The 20703-nt window shown below is 66.0% G+C and carries 19 protein-coding genes and 1 tRNA gene; 2 read left to right on the forward strand and 18 right to left on the reverse strand.

Annotated elements, in window-relative coordinates:
- Positions 1 to 113: 113 nt before the first annotated feature.
- The 5 genes from F3I16_RS19980 to F3I16_RS20000 all read right to left on the reverse strand — a co-directional run bounded on the left by F3I16_RS19980 (position 114) and on the right by F3I16_RS20000 (position 5223).
- Positions 114 to 1163, reverse strand: coding sequence for a 3-keto-5-aminohexanoate cleavage protein (locus F3I16_RS19980; RefSeq protein WP_160495281.1), 1050 nt, complete (start codon positions 1161 to 1163; stop codon positions 114 to 116).
- Between the two features lie 54 nt (positions 1164 to 1217).
- Complete coding sequence (locus tag F3I16_RS19985) at positions 1218 to 2066, reverse strand: TauD/TfdA family dioxygenase (RefSeq protein WP_160495282.1); 849 nt, start codon at positions 2064 to 2066, stop codon at positions 1218 to 1220.
- Positions 2067 to 2076: 10 nt separating this feature from the next.
- The gene (locus tag F3I16_RS19990) at positions 2077 to 3057 is read right to left on the reverse strand and encodes a quinone oxidoreductase (protein WP_160495283.1); all 981 of its coding nucleotides are present in this window, start codon (positions 3055 to 3057) and stop codon (positions 2077 to 2079) included.
- 205 nt (positions 3058 to 3262) lie between these two features.
- Complete coding sequence (locus F3I16_RS19995; RefSeq protein WP_160495284.1) at positions 3263 to 4318, reverse strand: 3-keto-5-aminohexanoate cleavage protein; 1056 nt, start codon at positions 4316 to 4318, stop codon at positions 3263 to 3265.
- Between the two features lie 56 nt (positions 4319 to 4374).
- Positions 4375 to 5223, reverse strand: coding sequence for a TauD/TfdA family dioxygenase (locus F3I16_RS20000; RefSeq protein WP_160495285.1), 849 nt, complete (start codon positions 5221 to 5223; stop codon positions 4375 to 4377).
- Between the two features lie 619 nt (positions 5224 to 5842).
- Between F3I16_RS20000 and F3I16_RS20005 the strand changes: the two genes are divergently transcribed.
- Complete coding sequence (locus F3I16_RS20005) at positions 5843 to 6349, forward strand: disulfide bond formation protein B (protein ID WP_160495286.1); 507 nt, start codon at positions 5843 to 5845, stop codon at positions 6347 to 6349.
- Positions 6350 to 6453: 104 nt separating this feature from the next.
- Here the strand turns inward: F3I16_RS20005 and F3I16_RS20010 are convergent, their stop codons facing one another.
- From F3I16_RS20010 to F3I16_RS20030, 5 genes are all read right to left on the reverse strand, one after another.
- A complete protein-coding gene (locus F3I16_RS20010) occupies positions 6454 to 7071 on the reverse strand; it encodes a nitroreductase family protein (protein WP_160495287.1) in 618 nt (205 codons plus the stop codon).
- Between the two features lie 92 nt (positions 7072 to 7163).
- On the reverse strand, positions 7164 to 8369 hold the full coding sequence (locus tag F3I16_RS20015; RefSeq protein ID WP_160495288.1) for an MFS transporter: 1206 nt from the start codon (positions 8367 to 8369) through the stop codon (positions 7164 to 7166).
- 22 nt (positions 8370 to 8391) lie between these two features.
- Positions 8392 to 9255: an NAD(P)-dependent oxidoreductase gene (locus F3I16_RS20020; protein ID WP_160495289.1), complete on the reverse strand. Its 864-nt coding sequence runs from the start codon at positions 9253 to 9255 to the stop codon at positions 8392 to 8394.
- 112 nt (positions 9256 to 9367) lie between these two features.
- Positions 9368 to 9949: a TetR/AcrR family transcriptional regulator gene (locus F3I16_RS20025; protein ID WP_160495290.1), complete on the reverse strand. Its 582-nt coding sequence runs from the start codon at positions 9947 to 9949 to the stop codon at positions 9368 to 9370.
- Positions 9950 to 10285: 336 nt separating this feature from the next.
- Positions 10286 to 10362 (reverse strand) — tRNA-Val (locus tag F3I16_RS20030).
- 186 nt (positions 10363 to 10548) lie between these two features.
- Here F3I16_RS20030 and F3I16_RS20035 point away from each other — a divergent pair.
- Positions 10549 to 11832: an FAD-binding oxidoreductase gene (locus F3I16_RS20035; protein ID WP_160495291.1), complete on the forward strand. Its 1284-nt coding sequence runs from the start codon at positions 10549 to 10551 to the stop codon at positions 11830 to 11832.
- Positions 11833 to 11964: 132 nt separating this feature from the next.
- Here the strand turns inward: F3I16_RS20035 and F3I16_RS20040 are convergent, their stop codons facing one another.
- From F3I16_RS20040 to pqqA, 8 genes are all read right to left on the reverse strand, one after another.
- A complete protein-coding gene (locus F3I16_RS20040) occupies positions 11965 to 13698 on the reverse strand; it encodes a NahK/ErcS family hybrid sensor histidine kinase/response regulator (RefSeq protein ID WP_160495292.1) in 1734 nt (577 codons plus the stop codon).
- Positions 13682 to 14845 carry an alcohol dehydrogenase-like regulatory protein ErcA gene (gene ercA, locus F3I16_RS20045; protein ID WP_160495293.1) on the reverse strand — a complete coding sequence of 388 codons (1164 nt, stop codon included), beginning with the start codon at positions 14843 to 14845 and terminating at the stop codon, positions 13682 to 13684. Before ercA ends, F3I16_RS20040 begins: the two co-directional genes overlap by 17 nt.
- A 95-nt stretch (positions 14846 to 14940) precedes the next feature.
- Positions 14941 to 16776 carry a S9 family peptidase gene (locus F3I16_RS20050; protein ID WP_160495294.1) on the reverse strand — a complete coding sequence of 612 codons (1836 nt, stop codon included), beginning with the start codon at positions 16774 to 16776 and terminating at the stop codon, positions 14941 to 14943.
- Positions 16742 to 17899: a pyrroloquinoline quinone biosynthesis protein PqqE gene (gene pqqE / locus F3I16_RS20055; protein WP_160495295.1), complete on the reverse strand. Its 1158-nt coding sequence runs from the start codon at positions 17897 to 17899 to the stop codon at positions 16742 to 16744. Before pqqE ends, F3I16_RS20050 begins: the two co-directional genes overlap by 35 nt.
- Positions 17871 to 18149, reverse strand: coding sequence for a pyrroloquinoline quinone biosynthesis peptide chaperone PqqD (gene pqqD, locus F3I16_RS21255; RefSeq protein WP_372239665.1), 279 nt, complete (start codon positions 18147 to 18149; stop codon positions 17871 to 17873). Before pqqD ends, pqqE begins: the two co-directional genes overlap by 29 nt.
- 98 nt (positions 18150 to 18247) lie before the next feature.
- Entirely contained in the window at positions 18248 to 19000 is a 753-nt protein-coding gene (gene pqqC, locus F3I16_RS20065; RefSeq protein ID WP_160495297.1) for a pyrroloquinoline-quinone synthase PqqC, read from the reverse strand.
- Positions 19001 to 19100: 100 nt separating this feature from the next.
- Positions 19101 to 20015: a pyrroloquinoline quinone biosynthesis protein PqqB gene (gene pqqB, locus F3I16_RS20070; RefSeq protein WP_160495298.1), complete on the reverse strand. Its 915-nt coding sequence runs from the start codon at positions 20013 to 20015 to the stop codon at positions 19101 to 19103.
- A gap of 48 nt (positions 20016 to 20063) precedes the next feature.
- On the reverse strand, positions 20064 to 20135 hold the full coding sequence (gene pqqA / locus F3I16_RS20075; protein WP_080725296.1) for a pyrroloquinoline quinone precursor peptide PqqA: 72 nt from the start codon (positions 20133 to 20135) through the stop codon (positions 20064 to 20066).
- Positions 20136 to 20703: the final 568 nt, after the last annotated feature.

A 20703-nucleotide genomic window follows, 5' to 3' on the forward strand; every position in this document is an offset into this window, starting at 1 on the left:
CCCCTGACCTGACCAGCAGGGGACTGATGTCTTGCCTCAGCAACGCTGCGGCAAAGCTGTGGGGTGGCTGAGCCCGAAGGCCATGACCACCCTGCCCTGTTCCCGCGGATCAATCACTTGCGCAGGAAGCCCTGCTGACCGCCCTTGGGGTTCGGAGCGAAGCCGTTAGCGGCCAGGGTTTCTTCGACCGTGTCGTAGAACACGCCGATCTTGAGGATCTCGCGGGCTTCCTTGCCGTTGGCGACCGGACGGCCGATCTCTTTGGCGATGCGCACCAACTGTTCGATCTGCTCGACGGAGGTCATCTTGCGCGAACGGTCCTGGGTCCAGATGTTGTCCTCGATACCGCAGCGCACGTGCAGGCCCATCGCCATGCCCATCAGGTTGACCGGCAGGGTGTTGAGCATGGTGCTTTCCACCGTCAGCATGGTGCCGTCGGGGATGGCGCGCAGGAAGTTGGCCATGCTGTAGATATGCGGCTGGTCCATGCCACCGCCGATCGCCACCCAGTTGCACACCAGCGGCCCCTTGTAGACGCCGCGACGGATCAGGCGCTCCACCGACTCGTAGCTGTTGATGTTGTAGAACTGGAAGGCGCTCTGGATGCCGGCGGCGGAGAGGCGCTTGACGTGCTCCTCGATGAAGCCGGGGCCGGAGGGCACGATCATCTCGCGGTAGGCCTCGTAGGTATCGCTGCCCATGGACGTGCCCGTGTAGTCGCGCACATCCATCTGCTCGATGACGTTCATCTGCGTAGTGTTGACCGTCACCGTGACCTGGTCCGGCTTGGGATCGAGCTCGGCGAGCATGTGGCGGGTGTCGTCATGCAGCCACTTGGCCGCCGCGCCGTCTTCCGGGGGCGCGAAGGAGATGGAACCGCCGACCTGGATGACCATGTCCGGCACGGCCTTGCGCACGCCGGCAATCAGTTCGTTGAACTTGGACAGGCGCTTGGAGCCCTTGCCATCCAGCTCACGCACGTGCAGGTGCAATACCGAGGCGCCGGCCTCGTAGCAGTCGACAGCCTTCTGAATCTGAGCTTCCATGGTCACCGGAATGTCTTCCGGATAGTCCGAGGGGAACCATTCGGGGCCATAAGGGGCCGCGGTGATGACGAGCTTGTCCTGGTTTTCAGGAAAGAGAGAACCGTCAAGGAAGTTCATGTATCTGTTGCCTCAAAAAATTGAAAGTGAGTGGCGTGGCTGCGGTGTTTCGACTCAGAAGGTCTTGTCGCCGATGATCCCGGCGCGCTCCATCTTGCGATGGCAGGCCGGGTAGTCCATGACGGCGTAATGCTGGGTGCTGCGGTTGTCCCAGATCGCCACGCTGTTGGGCTTCCAGCGCCAGCGCACCTGGTACTCGGGGATGTAGGCCTGGCTGATCAGGTAGCGCAGCAGGTCGGATGCACCGGGGTTGGCATCCTGGCCGAAGCGCACGTTGGCCGGGGTGTGGTAGTTGCTGAAGTGGGTGGTGAAGGCGTTGACGAACAGCACCTTCTCGCCGGTTTCCGGATGGGTGCGCACCACCGGGTGCTCGGCGTCCGGGTACTGGGCCTTGAGCGCCAGGCGCTTGTCGATCGGCATCGCCGCGCCGAAGCTGGCCTCGATGCTGTGGCGGGCGCGCAGGTTGGCGATGCGCTGCTTGATCTCGGCCGGCAGGTTCTCGTAGGCCAGGGCCATGTTCGCCCACATGGTGTCGCCGCCTACCGGCGGGCACTCGATGCAGCGCAGCACGCAACCCAGCGGAGGCGCCTCGCGCCAGGTGGCGTCGGTGTGCCAGGCATTCTCGTAGCGGTCCATCGGCTGGTCCGGGCGCTTGTAGATCTGCACCAGGCCCGGATGCTCCGGATCGCTGCCGGCCACCGGGTGGTCTTCCAGCTCGCCGAAACGGCGGGCGAAGGCCACATGTTCGGCGCGGCTGAAGTTCTGCTCACGCAGGAACAGCACGCGGTGCTTGAGCAGCTGGGCGCGGATCTCGGCGAACAGGCCGTCGTCGTGGATGGCGTCGGCCAGGTTCACGCCGACCAGCTCGGCGCCGATGCTGCAGGTCAGTTGTTCGACTTGCATGACAGCCTCCTTAGATGACGAAGATCGACGAGCCGGTGGTCTTGCGCGACTCTAGGTCGTGGTGGGCCTGCACCGCATCCTGCAGGGCGTAGTGCTGGTTGATCTCGATCTTGATCCGGCCGCTGCCGACGTGGTCGAACAGCTCGCCGGCCAGTTCGGCCTTCTCGGCCGGGTCGGCGATGTAGTCGGCCAGGGCCGGGCGGGTGATGTAGAGCGAGCCCTTCATGGCCAGCAGCACCGGGTCGAACGGCGGGATCGGGCCGGAGGCGGTGCCGACGCAGACCAGCAGGCCGCGGCGCTTGAGCGAGTCGAGCGAGGCGTTGAAGGTGTTCTTGCCGACGCTGTCGAACACCACGTTGACGCCGACGCCGTCGGTCAGCTCGCGCACGCGCTTGGCCACGTCCTCGTGGCTGTAGTTGATCACGTGGTCGCAGCCGTGGGCGCGGGCCACTTCGGCCTTGGCCTCGCTGGAGACGGTGCCGATCACGTTGAGGCCGAGCAGCTTGGCCCACTGCGAGACGATCAGGCCGACACCACCGGCGGCGGCGTGCAGCAGCACGGTGTCACCGGCCTTGAAGTCGTGGATGCGGCGCATCAGGTAGGCCGAGGTCAGGCCGCGCATGGTCATGGCCGCAGCGGTCTCGAAGGCGATGGTGTCGGGCAGCTTGATCAGCGGCGCGGCAGAAATCAGGCGCTCGGTGCTGTAGGCGCCGAGGGTGTTGAGGAAACCGGTGTAGGTGACGCGGTCGCCGACCGCCACGTTGCTCACGCCCTCGCCCACCGCCTGGACCACGCCGGCGGCCTCCACGCCCATGCCGTTGGGCAGCGGGATCGGGTAGGTGCCGTTGCGGAAGTAGGTGTCGGCGTAGTTCAGGCCGACCGCGACATGGCGCAGCAGTACCTGGCCGGGACCGGGCTCGCCGACCTCGACTTCTTCATAGCGAAGGACTTCGGGACCACCGGTTTCGTAGAAGCGTACGGCCTGTGCCATGCCTGGAATCTCCAATCTGCCGTGGGGACGCAATGCGTCGAGGGATGATGATTGGACTCTAGGCGCGGGGCTGCCGCGCTGCTTCTCATCAGACGACAGGGGCTTTTCATTTCATGACACAGACGAAATTGTCGGTCAGGGACAAACGCCGACAAGGCGCGACGGCAGGGCCGCCGCGCCTTGTCGGCGCAGGTTCAAACCCGGCTCAGGCGTGCTGGGTGAAGCCCACCTGCCCCGGCTTGCGGTTGGGTGCGAAGCCGTTCTTGGCCAGGGTCTCGTCGGCGCTCTCGTAGAAGGTGCCGACCTTGTAGATCTCGCGCGCTTCCTGGCCGTTGGCCACCTCGCGGCCGAACTCGCGGGAGATACGCACCAGCTGCTCGATCTGCTCGATGCTGGTCATCTTGCCGGTCTGGCGCTGGTTCCAGATGTTGTCCTCGATGCCGCAACGCACGTGCAGGCCCAGGGCGATGGCCATCATGTTCAGCGGCAGCACGTTGCGCATGCTGGTTTCCAGGGTCAGCACCGAGCCGTCCGGGCAGGCGCGCACGAAGTTGGCCAGGTCGTAGGGGTTGGGCGAGTCGAAGCCGCCGCCGATGGCCACCCAGGTGAGGATCAGCGGCACGTTGCACACGCCGCGGCGCATCATGCGCTCGACCGTATTGAGCTGGGTGATGTTGGCCAGTTGGAAGTGGGTCTGGATCTTGTTGGCCGACAGCCGGCGAATATGCTCCTCGACCCAGGCCGGGCCCGCCGGGATGGTCATTTCCTGATAGGCCGCGAGCATCGCCGGATCGGCCAGCGAGGTGCCGCGGATGTCGGCGGCGGTCATCTGCTCGCAGACGTTCATCTGGTTGGTGTTGATGGCGATGGTCACCTGGTCCGGGGTCGGCTTGAGCTCGGCCAGCATGTGGCGGGTGTCGTCGGAAAGCCACTTGGCGCTGTCGCCTTCGTTTTCCGGAGCGAAGGAGATGGAGCCGCCGACCTGCAGGATCATCCCCGGGCAGGCCTCGCGGATGCCGGCCAGCAACTCGTTGAACTTGGACAGGCGCTTGGAGCCCTTGCCGTCCTCTTCCCGTACATGCACATGGAGCACGGTGGCGCCGGCGTTGTAGCAGTCGACCGCCTTCTGGATCTGCGCCTGCATGCTCACCGGGATGTCTTCGGGGAAGTCCGACGGCATCCACTCCGGGCCGTAGGGGGCGGCGGTGATGACCAGTTTCTGCATGTTTTCGACAAACAGGGAACCATCGATGAAGTTCATGGCTTACTCCTCGGGAGTGATGTTGTTGTAGGTGCTGCTCGGGCTGGGTGGGGGGATCAGAAGGGCTTGTCGCCGATGATGGCCGCGCGCTCCATCTTGCGATGGCAGGCCGGGTAGTCCATGACGGCGTAGTGCTGGGTACTGCGGTTGTCCCAGATGGCGATGCTGTTGGGCTGCCAGCGCCAGCGCACCTGGTACTCGGGGACGAACGCCTGGCTCACCAGGTAGCGCAGCAGGTCGTTGGCGCCGGGGTTGGCGTCCTGGCCGAAGCGCACGCGGCCCGGGGTGTGATAGTCGGTGAAATGGGTGGTGAAGGCGTTGACGTAGAGGATCTTCTCGCCGGTGACCGGGTGGGTGCGCACCACCGGATGCTCGGCGTCCGGGTACTGCGCCTTCATCGCCAGGCGCTTGTCGATCGGCATGGCGGCGGCGAAGGACGACTCGAAGCTGTGGTTGGCGTGCAGGCCCTCGATCCGCTGCTTGATCTCGCGCGGCAGGTTCTCGTAGGCCAGCGCCATGTTCGCCCACATGGTGTCGCCACCGACCGGCGGGCACTCCACGCAGCGCAGCACGCAACCCATGGCCGGCGTCTCGCGCCAGGAGCCGTCGCTGTGCCAGGCGTTCTCGTAGCGATCGATCGGCTGGTCGGGACGCTTGTAGATCTGCACCAGGCCCGGCGCGTCCGGGTGGGTCGGCGCCATCGGATGATCCTCCAGCTCGCCGAGACGGCGGGCGAAGGCCACGTGGTCCGGGCGCGAGATGTCCTGGTCCCGCAGGAACAGCACCTTGTGCTGCAGCAGCAGGTCCTTGATCTCGCCGAACAGGCTGTCGTCGCGGACGGCATCGGCCAGGTTCACGCCGACCAGCTCGGCGCCGATACTGCAGGTGAGTTGTTCTACGCGCATCTTCTTATCCTCAGGGGGGGTACGTAGTTCGTCGAACGGGGTATTGCGGCGACTGCGCGAAATGCGCCGCAGCGGGCGCCGCGAGACAGGCCGTGAGGGAGGAATTTAGGAGGGAGGGACCGCGCCGACCTTTCATTTGGCGACAGTCATTTCTCATTTCATGACTAAATCGCCCGCTTGCCGAGCGATTGCATCAGTCATTGATCCAGGTCAGTTTTTCCGCACGCACTGCCGACGCGTCCACCCGCTGGGTCGTCCAGTACCTGGCACGCTAACGCGAAGGATTAGGCTAATTCTGGCCGGGTGAACGTCCGCCCAGCCGGGCAAAATTAGCCCTCGTCCGCCGGAGCCACACAGCAGGCTACGAAAGCCGGTACATTACCCAGGACTCTAAGCCAGCAGTTGCTGAAGCCGGGGAGACGTCTTCTACGCAGTGGTTTCCCGGTAATAGCCTGAGCAACCATTCAGGGCCGCTTCCAGCAGCCTTGGCATTTGACGTTTCCGGTACTCGCAGCGACTGACACAACATTCGCGCCCAACTGCATAGGCGAGGGATGCCCACCAGAGCGGGGGGCATAGAGCCCTGCTTCAAGCCTGCACCAACCTCTCGGAGACTTACATGATTCAGCAGCCATCCCCCATCCCGCTGCTCGCCCTGATCGCAGCCGCCTGTTTCGCCATGCTGGGCGGCGCCTTGTTGATGCAGCATCAATTCGGCTGGGAACCCTGCACGCTATGCGTGCAGATCCGTCTATGGCTGCTCTGCGGCGGGGTTATCAGCCTGCTGATCATGGCAGCCGAGGCCATCGGCCAACGCTGGTTGACCCTGCTGTTCTGGCCGATCCTGCTGGCGGCAGGGGGGATGGCGCTGTACGACAATACTCACCTGGTGCTGATCGAGACCGGCGTGCTGGAAAGCTTCAGCTGCTCGCCCTTCCCCTTCTATAGCTTCTACCTGCCCTTGCACGAGTACCTGCCCGATGTGTTCATGAGTGCCGGCGTCTGTGGGCAGAACGACTACAGCGTCCTGGGTCTGCCCTTTACCAGCTGGACCCTGCTCAGCATCACCCTGCTGTTTGCCTTGATCCTGTTCAGCGCCTGGCGTGCCCTGCGCTTTCGGCGCTAATCAGTCGGAAATCCATGTTCGCGGGTGCTGGATTCGGGGTCATCTGACCGAATCGAACCGGCATCCCGCGAAGAAGTCGTGGAATTCGTACGAGGGGCTCATCATCAAACAGTAGTGAGAATCTCGGGCAAGGGCTTGCGTGGTTTCTGCGGCCAATTGCCGCCCGCCGGATAGCCGACCGTCACAATGACAACGGGAATCTCGGCGCTATCGAGATGAAACTCCCGACTCACTCCCGCCGCATCAAAGCCGACCATGGCGCATGAGCCCAACTCCATGCCCTGGGCGGCAAGCATCAATGTCATCGCCGCCAGCGATGCCGAGCGAATGGCTTCGTCGCGCTGCAGCACAGGATCGCCCTCATGCGCGGCACTGGCCAGTGCCACCCATCCATCGACCATGTCTTGCTCCATGATGCCCGCGCTCACGCTGGGCTGAAGCGCGGCGGCCAGTTGCGCATGTGCGGCAAGCGTGCCGCAGACGATGAAGGCGACCGATGCATCCATCACCTTCTGCTGGTCATAGGCGAGCGATCTCAGGCGGGCCTTGGCCTCGACCGAGCGCACGGCAATAAACCGCCAGTTCTGCATGTTGAAGGCAGAAGGCGCGCGCGTGGCCTGGGCGACCAGCGACGCGATGATGTCGTCGGCCAAGCTGCGGCCGGGTTGAAAATGATTGGTGGAAACACGGGACTCGATCGCGTGCTGAATGGGGTTGGTCATGGAAATACCTGCTGAAAGAGAAATAGTTGAATGAGGGAGGCTGGCGCCATCGGGTTCGTGCAGCACGCCAGGCATTCAGCGCAGCCTTGCGATCAGGCCGCAGCGGCCCGCTGGCCCGGTCGAAAACCATGCACCCTGGCTGACCAGACCACCGTCAGCCCCAGCAGTGCCAGCGCCGCCAGTGCCCACGGCAATGCGGCTGGCCCGCCGTGCTGCAGCAGGATCGCGCCCAGCACGCCACCGCCGGCCACGGCCAGGTTGAAGACCGTCACCAGCATGGATTGCGCAACATCGGCAGCATCATTTGCCATATCCGCCAGCGCGGTTTGCAGCAGGGTCGGCGCGCCACCAAAGGTGAGCCCCCAAGTTGCGACACCCAGCAGCACCAGGGTGCTCGAGCCGCCCGCGAAACCCAGCAGCAGCGCCGCCGCAGCAAACACACCCAGGCTCAGCAGGGTCAGCGTGCGCAACCAGCGATCCACCAGCAGACCGGTGATCCAGATCCCCGCGATGGCGGCCACACCGAACAGCAGCAACACGGCATCCAGACGATGGCCCAGGCCCACCGATGCCAGGAACGGCGCGATGTAGGTGTAGAGGATGTTGTGCGCCAGTATCCAGGCGAACAGCGCCAGCAGCACCGGGCGGATGCCCGGCAGCAGGAAGATGCGCCGGATCGGCAGGCGCTGTCTGGCCGACTGCCCCGCGAAGTCCGGCACCGCCAGACGCACCCAGACGAACAGCAGCAGCGACAGTGCCGACATGCACCAGAACACACCGCGCCAATCGAACAGAGTGCCCAGCCAGGCTCCCAGGGGAACGCCGATGGCCAGCGCAATGGGTTGGCCGGCACCGGCCAGCGCCAGCGCGCGCCCCTGCAAACGGTGCGCCACCATGCGCCGCACATAGCCGGCCATCAGCCCCCATACCACCCCCGCCGCCATACCCGCGGCGAAGCGAGCGACGAGGATCAGCCCGTAATGGCTGGACAAGGCGGTGATGCTGTTGAACAGCAACAGACCGCCGATCGCCAGCAGAAACAGCGGCCGGCGGCGCCAACTGCGCGTGGCGGCGATGACCGGAATGGCGGCCAGCACCGACCCCAGAGCATAGAGTGTTACCAACTGGCCGGCCAGGGCTGCAGAGACGCCCAGGCCCTGGCCGATCTGCGGCAACAGACCGGCCGGCATGGTCTCGGTCATGATGGCGAGAAAGCCCGCCAGGGTGAACGCCAGCAGTCTCCAGACCGGCAGCCCTTCGGCATCTTTCGCCGGTTTTCCATGATCGTGGATGTTCATACGGCAATCGCTCCCATGCAGCTCAGGCGAGGTAGGACGCCGCCATGTCCTTGTCAGCGTGCCCCGCCTCCAGCGCACGCTCGAAACGGCGCAGGCCAGCCTGCGCCGCATCCACCTGCACACCGGCCTGGGCGGCGGCCTCGACCACCAGCCGGGCGTCCTTCAGCGCATTGGCGATGGAAAAACTGGCGCTGTAGTTGTCGGCCAGGATGGCGGCGGCCTTGGCCTGGAAGTAGCCACTGTCCATCGGACCGGCCGTGACCACGTCCACCACCAGCGCCGGGTCGATGCCCAAGCCCTTGGCCAGCGCCAGGCTCTCGGCCAGGCCATGGGTCAGCGCAAAGGCCCAGCTATTGAGCGCGAGTTTCAGGCGACTGCTGCTGCCCGGCTGTTCGCAGAGCCACAAGGTACGCTTGCCAATGGCATCGAAGACGGGCTGCACGAGCGCCCGTTGCTCGACCGGGCCGGACGCCAGGATGACCAGCTGCGCCAGTTCTGCCGGCTGGCGGGAGCCCTGCACCGGGGCGTCATAGAACACCAGCCCAAGCTGTTCGGCCAGCGCCTCCAGGGTTGCAATGCCCTCGATACCGACCGTGCCCAGTTGCAGCCAGATCGCCCCCTTGTTCAGCGCCGGTGCCGCAGCCTGTATGGCTGCCTGAGTGCCGGGGCCGTCCTTGAGCACGGTCAGGATGATGTCGCAATCGCGTACCGCATCGGCCGGGCTGGCGCATGCCTGGATGCCGGCTGCGGCCAACGCTTGGACCTTGGCGGCGGTGCGATTCCAGGCCCGCACCCGGAACCCGCGCGTGGCCAGATTGCGTGCAATGGGTGCGCCGATCAGACCTGTACCGAGGACTGCGACTATGGGCCGTGTAGCAATGTTCATGGGAACCCCTTGGTGGTGTGGTGAAATAAGCAATAACGGAACGATCATTCCAGATAAGGGCAAATAAAAACCCGGCATTCCGGCGCACAGCGCGCGCCAGGACGGCGGGTGGTTACAGTACTTCGAGCGCCACGTCGATCACGTCCAACAGACACTGACGACGCAGCTTGGGTGGGCTGCCTTTGCCCAGCACGCGCAGCCCCTGCATGGTGTTGACGAAGAAGCGGGCCAGCGCCCGCGGGTTCTTCCCGGCGGCAACTGCGCCCGCTTGCTGCCCGCGCTCGATCAAGCTTACCAAGGCCTGCTGCAGGCGCCGAAAGTTATGCGCCACCAGCTCGGCTACCGCCTCGTCGTGGCCCGCCAGCTCCAGCGTGGCATTGGCGACCAGGCAGCCGCGCCGCTGCGGATCCCCCAGTTCATCCTCGGCGATGCGCAACAGCAGTTGCCGGATCAGCTCCTTGGGCGAGCCTGGACCAGCCAGCAACTGCACATTGGCCGTAGTCACCGCTTGGTAGCAGCGCAGTGCTTGCTGAAAGAGCCCTTGCTTGCTCTCGAAGGTGCCGTAGAGGCTGCTGCGCGACAGACCGGTGCCTTCGACCAGATCCTGAATCGAAGTCGCGGCATAGCCGCGCTGCCAGAACACGCGCATGGCGGCAGCAGCAATTGCATCAGGCTCGAATTCTTTTCTACGCATGGCAGCCCAACAAACAGGAATGATCGTTCCAGAAATTACAGCGCAACAGCTGCTGCGTCAAGTGAGGCACAACCAGATCAGTCAACCTTTGATGAAATCGGGGCGTCAGGTGCATGGAGCAGCAAGGCTACCCGCCGGAATATATCCAGGCTCTGCAGGGCAATGACGCGAGGATGACCGAAGATTATCAGGCCGGTCATGGGGAAGAAGCCGTGGAATTCATACCGAGTGCCGACCTGGATGCGCGGGCCGCCACTTCGTTCTGCAAAAATTCCCCAAACAAAAAAGGCGATCCTCTCGGATCGCCTTCTAAGTACCGTACTAGACGGATTTGTTTGGTAGGCACAATTGGACTCGAACCAACGACCCCCACCATGTCAAGGTGGTGCTCTAACCAACTGAGCTATGTGCCTGCTATGGCCGCGCATTTTACGGATACGCGCGAAGCTGTCAACACCTATTTTCGCTAAGCCTCTGAAAAAGTGGAATTTTTGCCAAATGCACGCAAGCGTTAAAAATTTCGCACAGAGGCTAGCCGGGCATAGGCAACTCGAGTAGCATCGACTGGTCCGTAAAAAATAAAGAACATAGGTTCCAAAATGACGCACACCCCCTACCCTCAATCCTATTACGCCGCCTCCGCCAACCCGGTGCCTGCGCGCCCCGAGCTGCAAGGCGAGTGCGAGACCGATGTGTGCATCATCGGCGCCGGCTACACCGGATTGTCCACCGCCCTGTTCCTGCTGGAGAACGGTTTCAAGGTCACCGTGCTGGAAGCGGCCAAGGTCGGCTTCGGCGCCTCCGGGCGTAACGGCGGGCAGATCGTCAACAGCTACAGCCGCGACATCGACGTGATCGAGCGCAGCGTCGGCCCCAAGCAGGCTCAGCTGCTCGGGCAGATGGCCTTCGAAGGCGGCCGCATCATTCGTGAGCGCATCGCCACCTACAACATCCAGTGCGACCTGAAGGACGGTGGCGTGTTCGCCGCCAACACGCCCAAGCACATGAAGCACCTGGAATCGCAGAAGAAGCTGTGGGAGCGCTACGGCCATACCCAGCTGGAACTGATAGACGCCAAGCGCATCCGCGAAGTGGTCGCCAGCGACGCTTATGTCGGCGGCATGCTCGACATGAGCGGCGGCCATATCCACCCGCTCAACCTGGCCCTCGGCGAAGCGGCGGCGGTCGAGTCGCTGGGCGGCGTGATTCACGAGCAATCGCCGGCCATCCGCGTCGAGCGCGGCGCCAACCCGGTGGTGCACACCCCGAACGGCCGGGTCAAAGCCAAGTTCGTGGTGGTCGCCGGTAACGCCTACCTAGGCAACCTGCTGCCGGAGCTGTCGGCCAAGTCGATGCCGTGCGGCACCCAGGTGATCACCACCGAGGTACTGTCCGACGAGCTGGCCAAGAGCCTGCTGCCGCAGGACTACTGCGTCGAGGACTGCAACTACCTGCTCGACTACTATCGCCTGTCCGGCGACAAGCGTCTGATCTTCGGCGGTGGCGTGGTCTACGGTGCGCGCGATCCGGCCAACATCGAGGCGATCATCCGGCCGAAGATGCTCAAGGCCTTCCCGCAGCTCAAGGACGTGAAGATCGACTACGCCTGGACCGGCAACTTCCTGCTGACCCTGTCGCGCCTGCCGCAGGTCGGCCGGATCGGCGACAACATCTACTACTCGCAGGGTTGCAGCGGCCACGGCGTGACCTACACCCACCTGGCGGGCAAGGTGCTGGCCGAAACCCTGCGCGGCCAGGCCGAGCGCTTCGACGCCTTCGCCGACCTGCCGCACTACCCGTTCCCGGGTGGCCGCCTGTTCCAGGTGCCGTTCAGCGCCCTGGGCGCCTGGTACTACACCCTGCGCGACAAGCTCGGCGTCTGATCGAGCCCTGCGCACCGCCCACATCCGGGTGGTGCGCACGAGTCAATCCGTAGGCTGCGCCGTGCGCACCGCAAGCTCGCACAGGGCCTGCGGTACGCACGGCGCAACGGTTTCGGCCCGGAAAAACCGCCCCTACCCCGCCAACATCTGGCTGAGCACCGCACGCAGCTTGCCCGGGCGCACCGGCTTGTTCAGCAGCGGCACCTTCAGCGCCTGCAAATGCAGGCGGCACTCGTCCGAACGCTCCGCGGTGATCATCACCGCCGGGATATCCCTGGCGAAATGCGCACGCAGCGCCTGCACCACCTCGCTCCCGGTCACACCCAGATCCAGGTGATAGTCGACCAGCAACAGGTCCGGCGCGCGCTCGTCCAACACCTCCAGCGCCTGCGCCTGATCCAGCGCGGTCAGCACCTCGCAGCCCCAGCCGCCGAGCAGCTCGGCCATGCTGTGGAGGATGCTCGGCTCGTTATCCAGCACCAGCAGGCGCTTGCCCGGTAGCGGATTGCCCAGCTGTGCCTGCGCTGCCGGCAGCAGGCTCGGCAGCGGCGCCTGATCGGCCACCAGCGGCAGCTGAATGCTGAAGCAGGAACCGCGCCCCGGCCGCGAACGCACCTCGATCGGGTAGCCGAGCATGCGCGCGATGCGCTCGACGATGGCCAGGCCCAGGCCGACGCCCTTGCGCTCCATGGAGCGACCGACATCCAGCTGGTGGAACTCGCGGAACACCGCCTGCAGCTGGTCGGCGGGAATGCCGCGGCCGCTGTCCCAGACCTCGATGCGCAGCTGGGCACCGCGCTTGCGCACGCCCAGCAGCACGCCGCCGTGCTCGGTGTAGCGGCAGGCATTGCTGAGGAAGTTGCGCAGGATGCGGCTGAGCAGGCGTGCATCGGTGCGCACGGTGCAGGCCGGAATCCGCGCGCGCAGGCGCAGCCCGGCCTGGGTTGCGACCGGTTCGAACTCCGAGGCCAGCGGCGCCAGCAGTTCGTCCAGGCGGTAGACATCCAGGTCCGGCCTGATCGCCGCCTGGTCCAGCTTGGCGATGTCCAGCAGGTCGGAGAGCAGGTCCTCGGCGCCTTCCAGGGCCTGGTGCGCGCGCTCCACCAGGTTGTGCGCCGCCTCGCCCAGCTCGCGCTCGCGCAGGGTGGAAATCAGCAGGCGCGCGGCGTTCAGCGGCTGCAGCAGGTCATGGCTGGCCGCGGCCAGGTACTTGTCCTTGCTGCGGTTGGCCTCCTCGGCGGCATCGCGGGCCTTGCGCAGCTCCTGCTCGACCCGCACCCGTTCGCCGATCTGCTCGTGCAGGCTCTGGTTGGCGCCGAGCAGCGCGGTGGTGCGCTGCGCCACGCGCTGTTCCAGTTCCTCGTTGAGTTGCTGCAGGCGCTGCTGGGCCTGCTTGCGCTCGCTGATATCGGCGACGAAGCCCTCGAACAGCCCCGGCTCGTCGGGCTTGAGCAGGATGTTCATGAGCACGTCGATGACCCGGCCGTCCTTGCGCCGCAGGCGGGTCTCGTAGCCATACAGGCCCGGCTGGCTGGCCAGCACTTCGCGAATCGCCACCAGCTCGGCCTGGCCGCCGACGAACAGGTGCTCGGCCAGGTCGGTCAGCGACCACAGCACCTGCTGCGGGTTGTCGTAGCCGAGCATGCGCGCCAGGGCCGGGTTGGCCGCGCGCAGGCCCTCGTGCAGGCTGGCCTGGAAGATGCCGTGCACGGCGTTCTCGAACAGCCATTTGTAACGGTTGCGCTCGGTTTCCAGCTCTTCCAGGCGCGTCACCAGCTCGGCGTAGTGGCTCTTGCGCGCCGACTGGCTGCCCAGGCCGAGCAGCCCGGCCAGGGCCTGTTGCTGTTGCTCAGAGCGCTTCTGCATAGACCACTTCGACATCGCGCTGGCTCGACTCGCGCGGGTTGGTGAGGATGCACGGGTCGTGCATGGCGTGGCGCGAGAGGAACGGGATGTCCGAGCTGCTGACGCCATGCAGGCTGAGGGTCTCGTGGAAGCCCACGGCGCGCTTGAACTCGATCAGGTGCTCGATCAGGCGCTGACGGATCTGCCCATGGGTCATGCCGCGGCAGTCGATGCCCAAGGTCTCGGCGACCAGGCGAAAGCGCTCCGGCGCGGCGTTGTAATTGAATGCCACCACGTGCTCGACCAGCGCCGCGTTGCACAGCCCGTGCGGCAGGTCGAGGAAGCCGCCGAGGCTATGGCTCATGGCGTGCACGGCGCCGAGAATCGCGTTGGAGAAGGCCAGGCCGGCCTGCATGCTGCCGAGCATGATCTTCTCGCGCAGGGCGATGTCCTGCGGGGTGGCGATCATCTGTACCAGGTTGCCGCCGATCAGGCGCATGGCCTCCAGGGCGTGGGTGTCGGTAAGCGGGCCGCTGCCGGTGGAGACGAAGGCCTCGATGGCATGCACCAGGGCGTCGATGCCAGTACAGGCAGACAGGAACGGGTCCATGCTCAGGGTGGTTTCCGGGTCGATCAGCGACACGTCCGGCACCACCGCCTTGCTGACGATGGAGAACTTCATGCGTTCCAGCGGGTTGGAGATGATCACGAACTGCGACACGTCGGCCGAGGTACCGGCGGTGGTCGGGATCAGGATCAGCGGCGGGCTGGGCACGCGGATGGTGTCCACCCCTTCGAATTCGAGGATGCTGCGGCCGTGGGCGACCACGATGCCGATGCCCTTGGCGCAGTCCATCGGACTGCCGCCGCCGACCGCGACTATGACGTTGCAGGCATGCTCGCGGTACAGCTCGGCGCCGCGCATCACCTCCTCCACCCGCGGGTTGGGCGAGACCTCGGTGTACAGCACGTAGTCGATGCCCTGGCCCTGCAGGCTGGCCTCGACATCCGCCACCCAGCCGGCGGCGACCACGCCGGGGTCGGAGACCAGCAGCACGCGGCGCGCGCCGAAGGTGATGGCGAAGTTGGCGACGTTATGCCGGCAGCCGGCACCGAAGACGATTTCCGGGGAGACGAACTTGCGCAGCAGGCTCAGATTCTGGGTCATGGATGAGGCTGTTTCTTGTTATTGGTACGAAGAAATTCAGCCTACTGGAATCCCCCGGCATTGCAATCCAACCAAGGCCGCAGGCGATGAACGCTCTAGCGCAGGAGTTCCACATAGAACGCCATCTCGCGCTCCAGCACCTCGGCCAGGTGCGCCGCCTGGCGAAAGCCGTGGCGCTCGTCCGGGTACAGCCGGTATTCCACCGCCAGCCCATTGGCCCGCAGGGTGGCGACCATAGACTCGGTCTGCGCCGGCACCACCACCGCATCCAGCCCGCCCTGGAAGAAGATCACCGGCACGCGGATGCGCGCGGCCTGCAGCAGCGGCGTGCGCTCGCGGTAGCGCGCGGCATCACGCTCGGGGTCGCCGATCAGCCAGTCGAGGTAATCGGCCTCGAACTTGTGGGTGGCCCGGCGCAGCGCCAGCGGGTCGCTGACCCCGTACAGGCTGGCGCCGCCGCGCAGGCCGCTGGCGCCGGCCAGGGCGCACAGCGCGCTGTAGCCGCCGGCACTGGCGCCGCGGACGAACACCCGCGCGCCGTCGACCAGACCTTGGGCCGCCAGGTGCGCGGCGGCGGCCTGGATATCCTCGACCTCGATGCGCCCCCACTCGCCCTGCAGGCGCTGGCGGTAGGCGCGGCCGTAGCCGCTGCTGCCGCGGTAGTTGAGGTCGGCCACGGCAAAGCCGCGCTGGGTCCAGAACGGAATGCGCGGGTCGAACACCGGGTAGCAGGCCGAGGTCGGCCCGCCGTGCAGGAAGATCAGCAGCGGCGGCCGCGCCTCGTCGCCCTGGGCGGCATGGAAGAAGCCATGGGCGCGCTCGCCAGCGCCCGTTGCGTAGTCGAACGCCTGCGGCCGGGAGATGGCAACAGCCGGCAAGGGCTGCTCGCCGCCGGCCAGCACCTGCACGGCGCCCGTCTGCCGCTCGATCGCCAGTATTGCCGGCAGGCGTGTGGGCGAACCGGCGATGCAATAGAAGTGCGTGGCATCCGCCGCCAGGCCGCGAAAGCGGCTGAACTCGCCGGCCAGGCGCCGTTCGCGGCCTTCGCCGTCCTGTTCCAGCAACAGGCCGAAACCCTGCTCGAAGCGGCTCAGCAACAACCCTCCCCCAACCAGCGGCAGATAAGTACAACCGCCCAACTGCCAGGGTGCCGGCGCATGATCGTAGGGTGCGCCGTGCGCACCAATAACCCCATCGACACACAGCGGCTGCCACCAGCCGGCGCGATCCGTTAACACCCAGAGCCGACCATCGGCGGCGAAGCGCGGCTGCTGCAGCGACTGCTCAGCCCCCGCGCCGGCCAGCACCTGCGCCGCGGCGTCGCCCCTGCGCCGGCACAGGCGCGTGGCGGTCCAGGGCTGCTGCGGGCGATCCCATTCGATCCAGGCCAGTTGCGCGCCGTCGGCGCTGGCCACGGGACCGGCATAGAAGTCGGCGCCCTCGACCAGCACCCGGCGCGCGCCATCCAGGCCGATGCGCACCAGGCGATGAATCACCCCGCCCGGCTCATGGCTTTCCTCGACGGCCAGCAGCGCCTGCCAGGCGGCGACGTAGCGGAGGTCGCCGTAGCGGCAATGCGGGCGTGCGGTCAGGGCCTGAGGCGCGCAGTCGGCGGCGAGCCCGACGAGGTAGAGCTGCTGGTCGGCCTCGTTGACGAAGGCGGCGCCGTCCACCGTGGCGCAGCAGGCGCCGCCGCCGTATTCGTAGACCCGGCTGCGCACCGAGAAGGCCGGCGGGGTCAGCTCGCGCCGCACGCCGTGGCGCAGGAAGAACAGGCCGCAGCGCGCCTGTTGCGGGTCGAACTCCACCCACAGCAGGCCGCCATGGGCCGCGTGCAGCTCGGCGAAATCCCGCGAGGCGGCCGCCGCCTGCGCCGCCGACCACAGCGCCTCGCTGTCAGGCCTTGCAGATAAGCTTGGAGGCTTTTTCATTGCGGTAGGTCAGTTGCTCCAGGCCCAGCGGCGCATGCTCGGCCTGCTCGCGGGCGGCGAGGATCAGGCCGTGGTGCGCCGACTTGCTGCACACCGGGTCGGCGTTGTCGGCATCGCCGGTGAGCATGAAGGCCTGGCAGCGGCAGCCGCCGAAGTCGCGGTCCTTCTCGTCGCAGCTGCGGCACGGCTCGGGCATCCAGGCGTCGCCGCGGTAGCGATTGAAACCGAACGACTCGAACCAGATGTGCTGCAGGCTGTGCTCGCGCACGTTGGGGAACTGCACCGGCAGCTGCCGCGCGCTGTGGCACGGCAGCGCGGTGCCGTCCGGGGTGATGTCGAGGAACAGCTTGCCCCAGCCGCTCATGCACGCCTTCGGCCGCTCCTCGTAGTAGTCCGGGGTGACGAAGATCAGCTTGCACGGGTGGTTCTGCGCCGCCAGTTTCTCGCGCCATTCATTGGTGATGCGCTCGGCGCGCTGCAGCTGCTCGCGGGTCGGCAGCAGGCCGACTCGGTTCAGCTCGGCCCAGCCGTAGAACTGGCAGGTGGCCAGCTCGACGAAATCGGCCTCCAGCTCGATGCACAGTTCGATGATGCGGTCGATGCGGTCGATGTTGTGCCGGTGGGTGACGAAGTTGAGCACCATCGGGTAGCCGTGTGCCTTGACCGCACGGGCCATCGCCAGTTTGTGGGCGAAGGCCTTGCTGGAGCCGGCCAGCAGGTTGTTCACCTCCTCGTCGGCGGCCTGGAAGCTGACCTGGATATGGTCGAGGCCGGCCGCGCTGAACTCGGCGATGCGCTGCTCGGTGAGGCCGATGCCCGAGGTGATCAGGTTGGTGTAGAAGCCCAGGTCACGGGCGGCCTTGATCAGCTCGGCGAGGTCCTGGCGCACCAGCGGCTCACCGCCGGAAAAGCCCAGCTGCGCCGCGCCCAGTTCGCGGGCCTGGCGGAACACGTCGATCCACTGCGCGGTGCTCAGCTCGCTGCCGTGCTTGGCGAAATCCAGCGGGTTGGAGCAGTACGGGCACTGCAGCGGGCAGCGGTAGGTCAGCTCGGCCAGCAGCCACAGTGGCGGGCCGACCTGCGGCTGCGCCGGGCTAGGCGAATTCGATCCAGAACTGGGCATGGGCCACCTCGATAAACGCCAGGATGTCTTCATCGATACCCGGCACGCCGGGGAACTGTTCAAGCAGCGCAGCGATGATGCTCGCCACATCGCGGCAGCCATCGACGCACTGGAGAATCTGCGCGGCGCTGTCGTTGAGCTTGATCATGCCTTCCGGGTAGAGCAGCACATGGCACTGCTGCACCGGCTCGTACTGCAGACGGAAACCACGGCGGATGCGCGGCACACAGGAGTGGATGGGTTGGTTCACGCGGGATACTCCGTCGTAGGGTGCGCCAGGCGCAGCAGCGCTGTTCGAGGGGCCTGTGGTGCGTACGGACGCGGCGGCGCCCACTGTCAGACTGCTGCTCATAGCGCGATCCCCCGGTGCCAGACGCGTGCGGCGGTCACCGTGTGGTAAGGCGGGCGCTCCAGCTCGTAGGCCATGCTCATGGCATCGAGCATGCTCCACAGCACGTCGAGCTTGAACTGGAGGATCTCCAGCATGCGCTGCTGGGCCGCGAAGGTGGTGTAGTGCGCGAGGGTGATGCGCAGGCCGTGCTCGACGTCGCGGCGCGCCTCCTTCAGGCGCTTGCGGAAGTAGTCGTAGCCGCCGGCATCGATCCACGGGTAGTGCTGCGGCCAGCTGTCCAGACGCGACTGGTGGATCTGCGGGGCGAACAGCTCGGTCAGCGAGCTGCTGGCCGCCTCCTGCCAGCCGGCGCGGCGGGCGAAGTTGACGTAGGCATCCACGGCGAAACGCACGCCGGGCAGCACCAGCTCGGTGGACAGCACCTGCTCGCGGTCCAGGCCGACCGCCTCGGCCAGGCGCAGCCAGGCCTCGATGCCACCCTCCTCGCCCGGCGCGCCGTCGTGGTCGAGGATGCGCTGCACCCACTCGCGACGCGTCTCGCGATCCGGGCAGTTGGCCATGATTGCCGCATCCTTGAGCGGGATGCACAGCTGGTAGTAGAAGCGGTTGGCCACCCAGCCCTGGATCTGCTCGCGGCTGGAGCGGCCTTCGTACATGGCCACCTGGAACGGGTGGTGGATGTGGTAATAGGCGCCCTTGGCGCGCAGCGCCTGCTCGAATTCGGCAGGGCTCATGGCTGGCTGACTCATCGCTGCTCCTTCTTGTTGTCGTGGGGTGCGCCGTGCGCACCAATGGCCTGAACGGGGTTCGTGGTGCGCGCGGCGCACCCTACGGGCCGCGAGGCGCCTCTCAGAGCTCGATACTCATGCCGTCCCAGGCCACTTCGATGGCGTGGGCGCTGAGGATGGCGCGCTCGGCCGAGTCGATGTCGAGGATCGGGTTGGTGTTGTTGATATGGATCAGCACCTTGCGCGAGGCGTCCAGGCCGTCGAGCACTTCGATCATGCCGCCGGGACCGCTCTGCTGCAGGTGGCCCATCTCGCTGCCGAGCTTGGTGCCGACTTCGCACTGCAGCATCTCGTCGTCGCGCCACAGCGTGCCGTCGACCAGCAGGCAGTCGGCGCGGCGCATCCAGACCAGCAGTTGCTCGTCGACCTGGCCCAGGCCCGGGGCGTAGAACAGCGTGCCGCCCGTGCGCAGGTCCTCGACGAACAGGCCGATGTTGTCGCCCGGGTGCGGGTTGCCGCGGTGCGGCGAATAAGGCGGTGCACTGCTGCGCAGGGCGATAGCGGTGAAACGCAGATCGGCGCAGGCCGGGATCACGAACGGCACGCCGTCCAGGGCGATCGGGTTCCACTGCAGGCCGCCGTTCCAGTGTTCGAGCATGTTGAACAGCGGGAAGCCGCTGGTGAGGTCCTGGTGGACCATCTCGGTGCACCAGACTTGGTGCGGGCAGCCCTCGCGCAGGGTCAGCAGGCCAGTGGTGTGGTCGATCTGGCTGTCCAGCAGGATGATGCCGTTGATCGCCGTATCACGCAGGCGCCGCGCCGGCTGCAGGGCCGGGAAGTTTTCGATCTGCGCGCGGATATCCGGCGAGGCGTTGCACAGCACCCAGTGCACGCCATCGTCGCTCAGGGCGATGGACGACTGGGTGCGCGGCTGGGCGCGCAGGCGGCCGCTGCGGATACCGCTGCAATTGCGGCAGTTGCAGTTCCACTGGGGGAAACCGCCACCGGCTGCCGAGCCGAGAATCTGGATATGCATGAGGTCTGCCTTGGGACTTGAAGCCCCGGCATGCCGGGGCTCGGGTGATCAGCGGTTGGCGAAGTACAGGGTGACTTCGAAACCAAGGCGCATATCGGTGAAGTTGGGTTTAGTCCACATGGGTCGATCCTCTTGTTATCAACCGGAGGGTTCCGGCAGTTGTAGTTATGCCCCCGGACGGCCGACGGCAGAATGGTACTTTGGGAGGAGATCGGAGTGACCTTGGTAGGGCCGCCCCGCCTAATCCGGCCTGCGCGAAGCCCCCGATGCTTGATGCTTCTCGTAGGAGCGGCTTTAGCTTCGAAAACAGGCGGCACCGAGCTGTTCCCATCGCGGCTAAAGCCGCTCCTACGAGAGCCGCGGACCACCGACACGCCACGAGAGCCGATGCTTTTCGTAGGAGCGGCTTCAGCCGCGAAGGCAGGCGGCACCGAGCTGCCCCATCGCGACTAAAGCCGCTCCTACGAGAGCCGCGGACCACCGGCACGCCGCGTGAGCTCGATGCTTTTCGTGGGAGCAGCTTCAGCCGCGAAGGCAGGCGGCACCGAGCTGTTCCCATCGCGGCTAAAGCCGCTCCTACGAGAGCCGTGGACCACCGGCACGCCGCGAGAGCCGATGCTTTTCGTGGGAGCGGCTTCAGCCGCGAAGGCAGGCGGCACCGAGCTGTTCCCATCGCGGCTAAAGCCGC

This window comes from Pseudomonas sp. L-22-4S-12, assembly GCF_009799935.1.
GTDB lineage: Bacteria > Pseudomonadota > Gammaproteobacteria > Pseudomonadales > Pseudomonadaceae > Aquipseudomonas.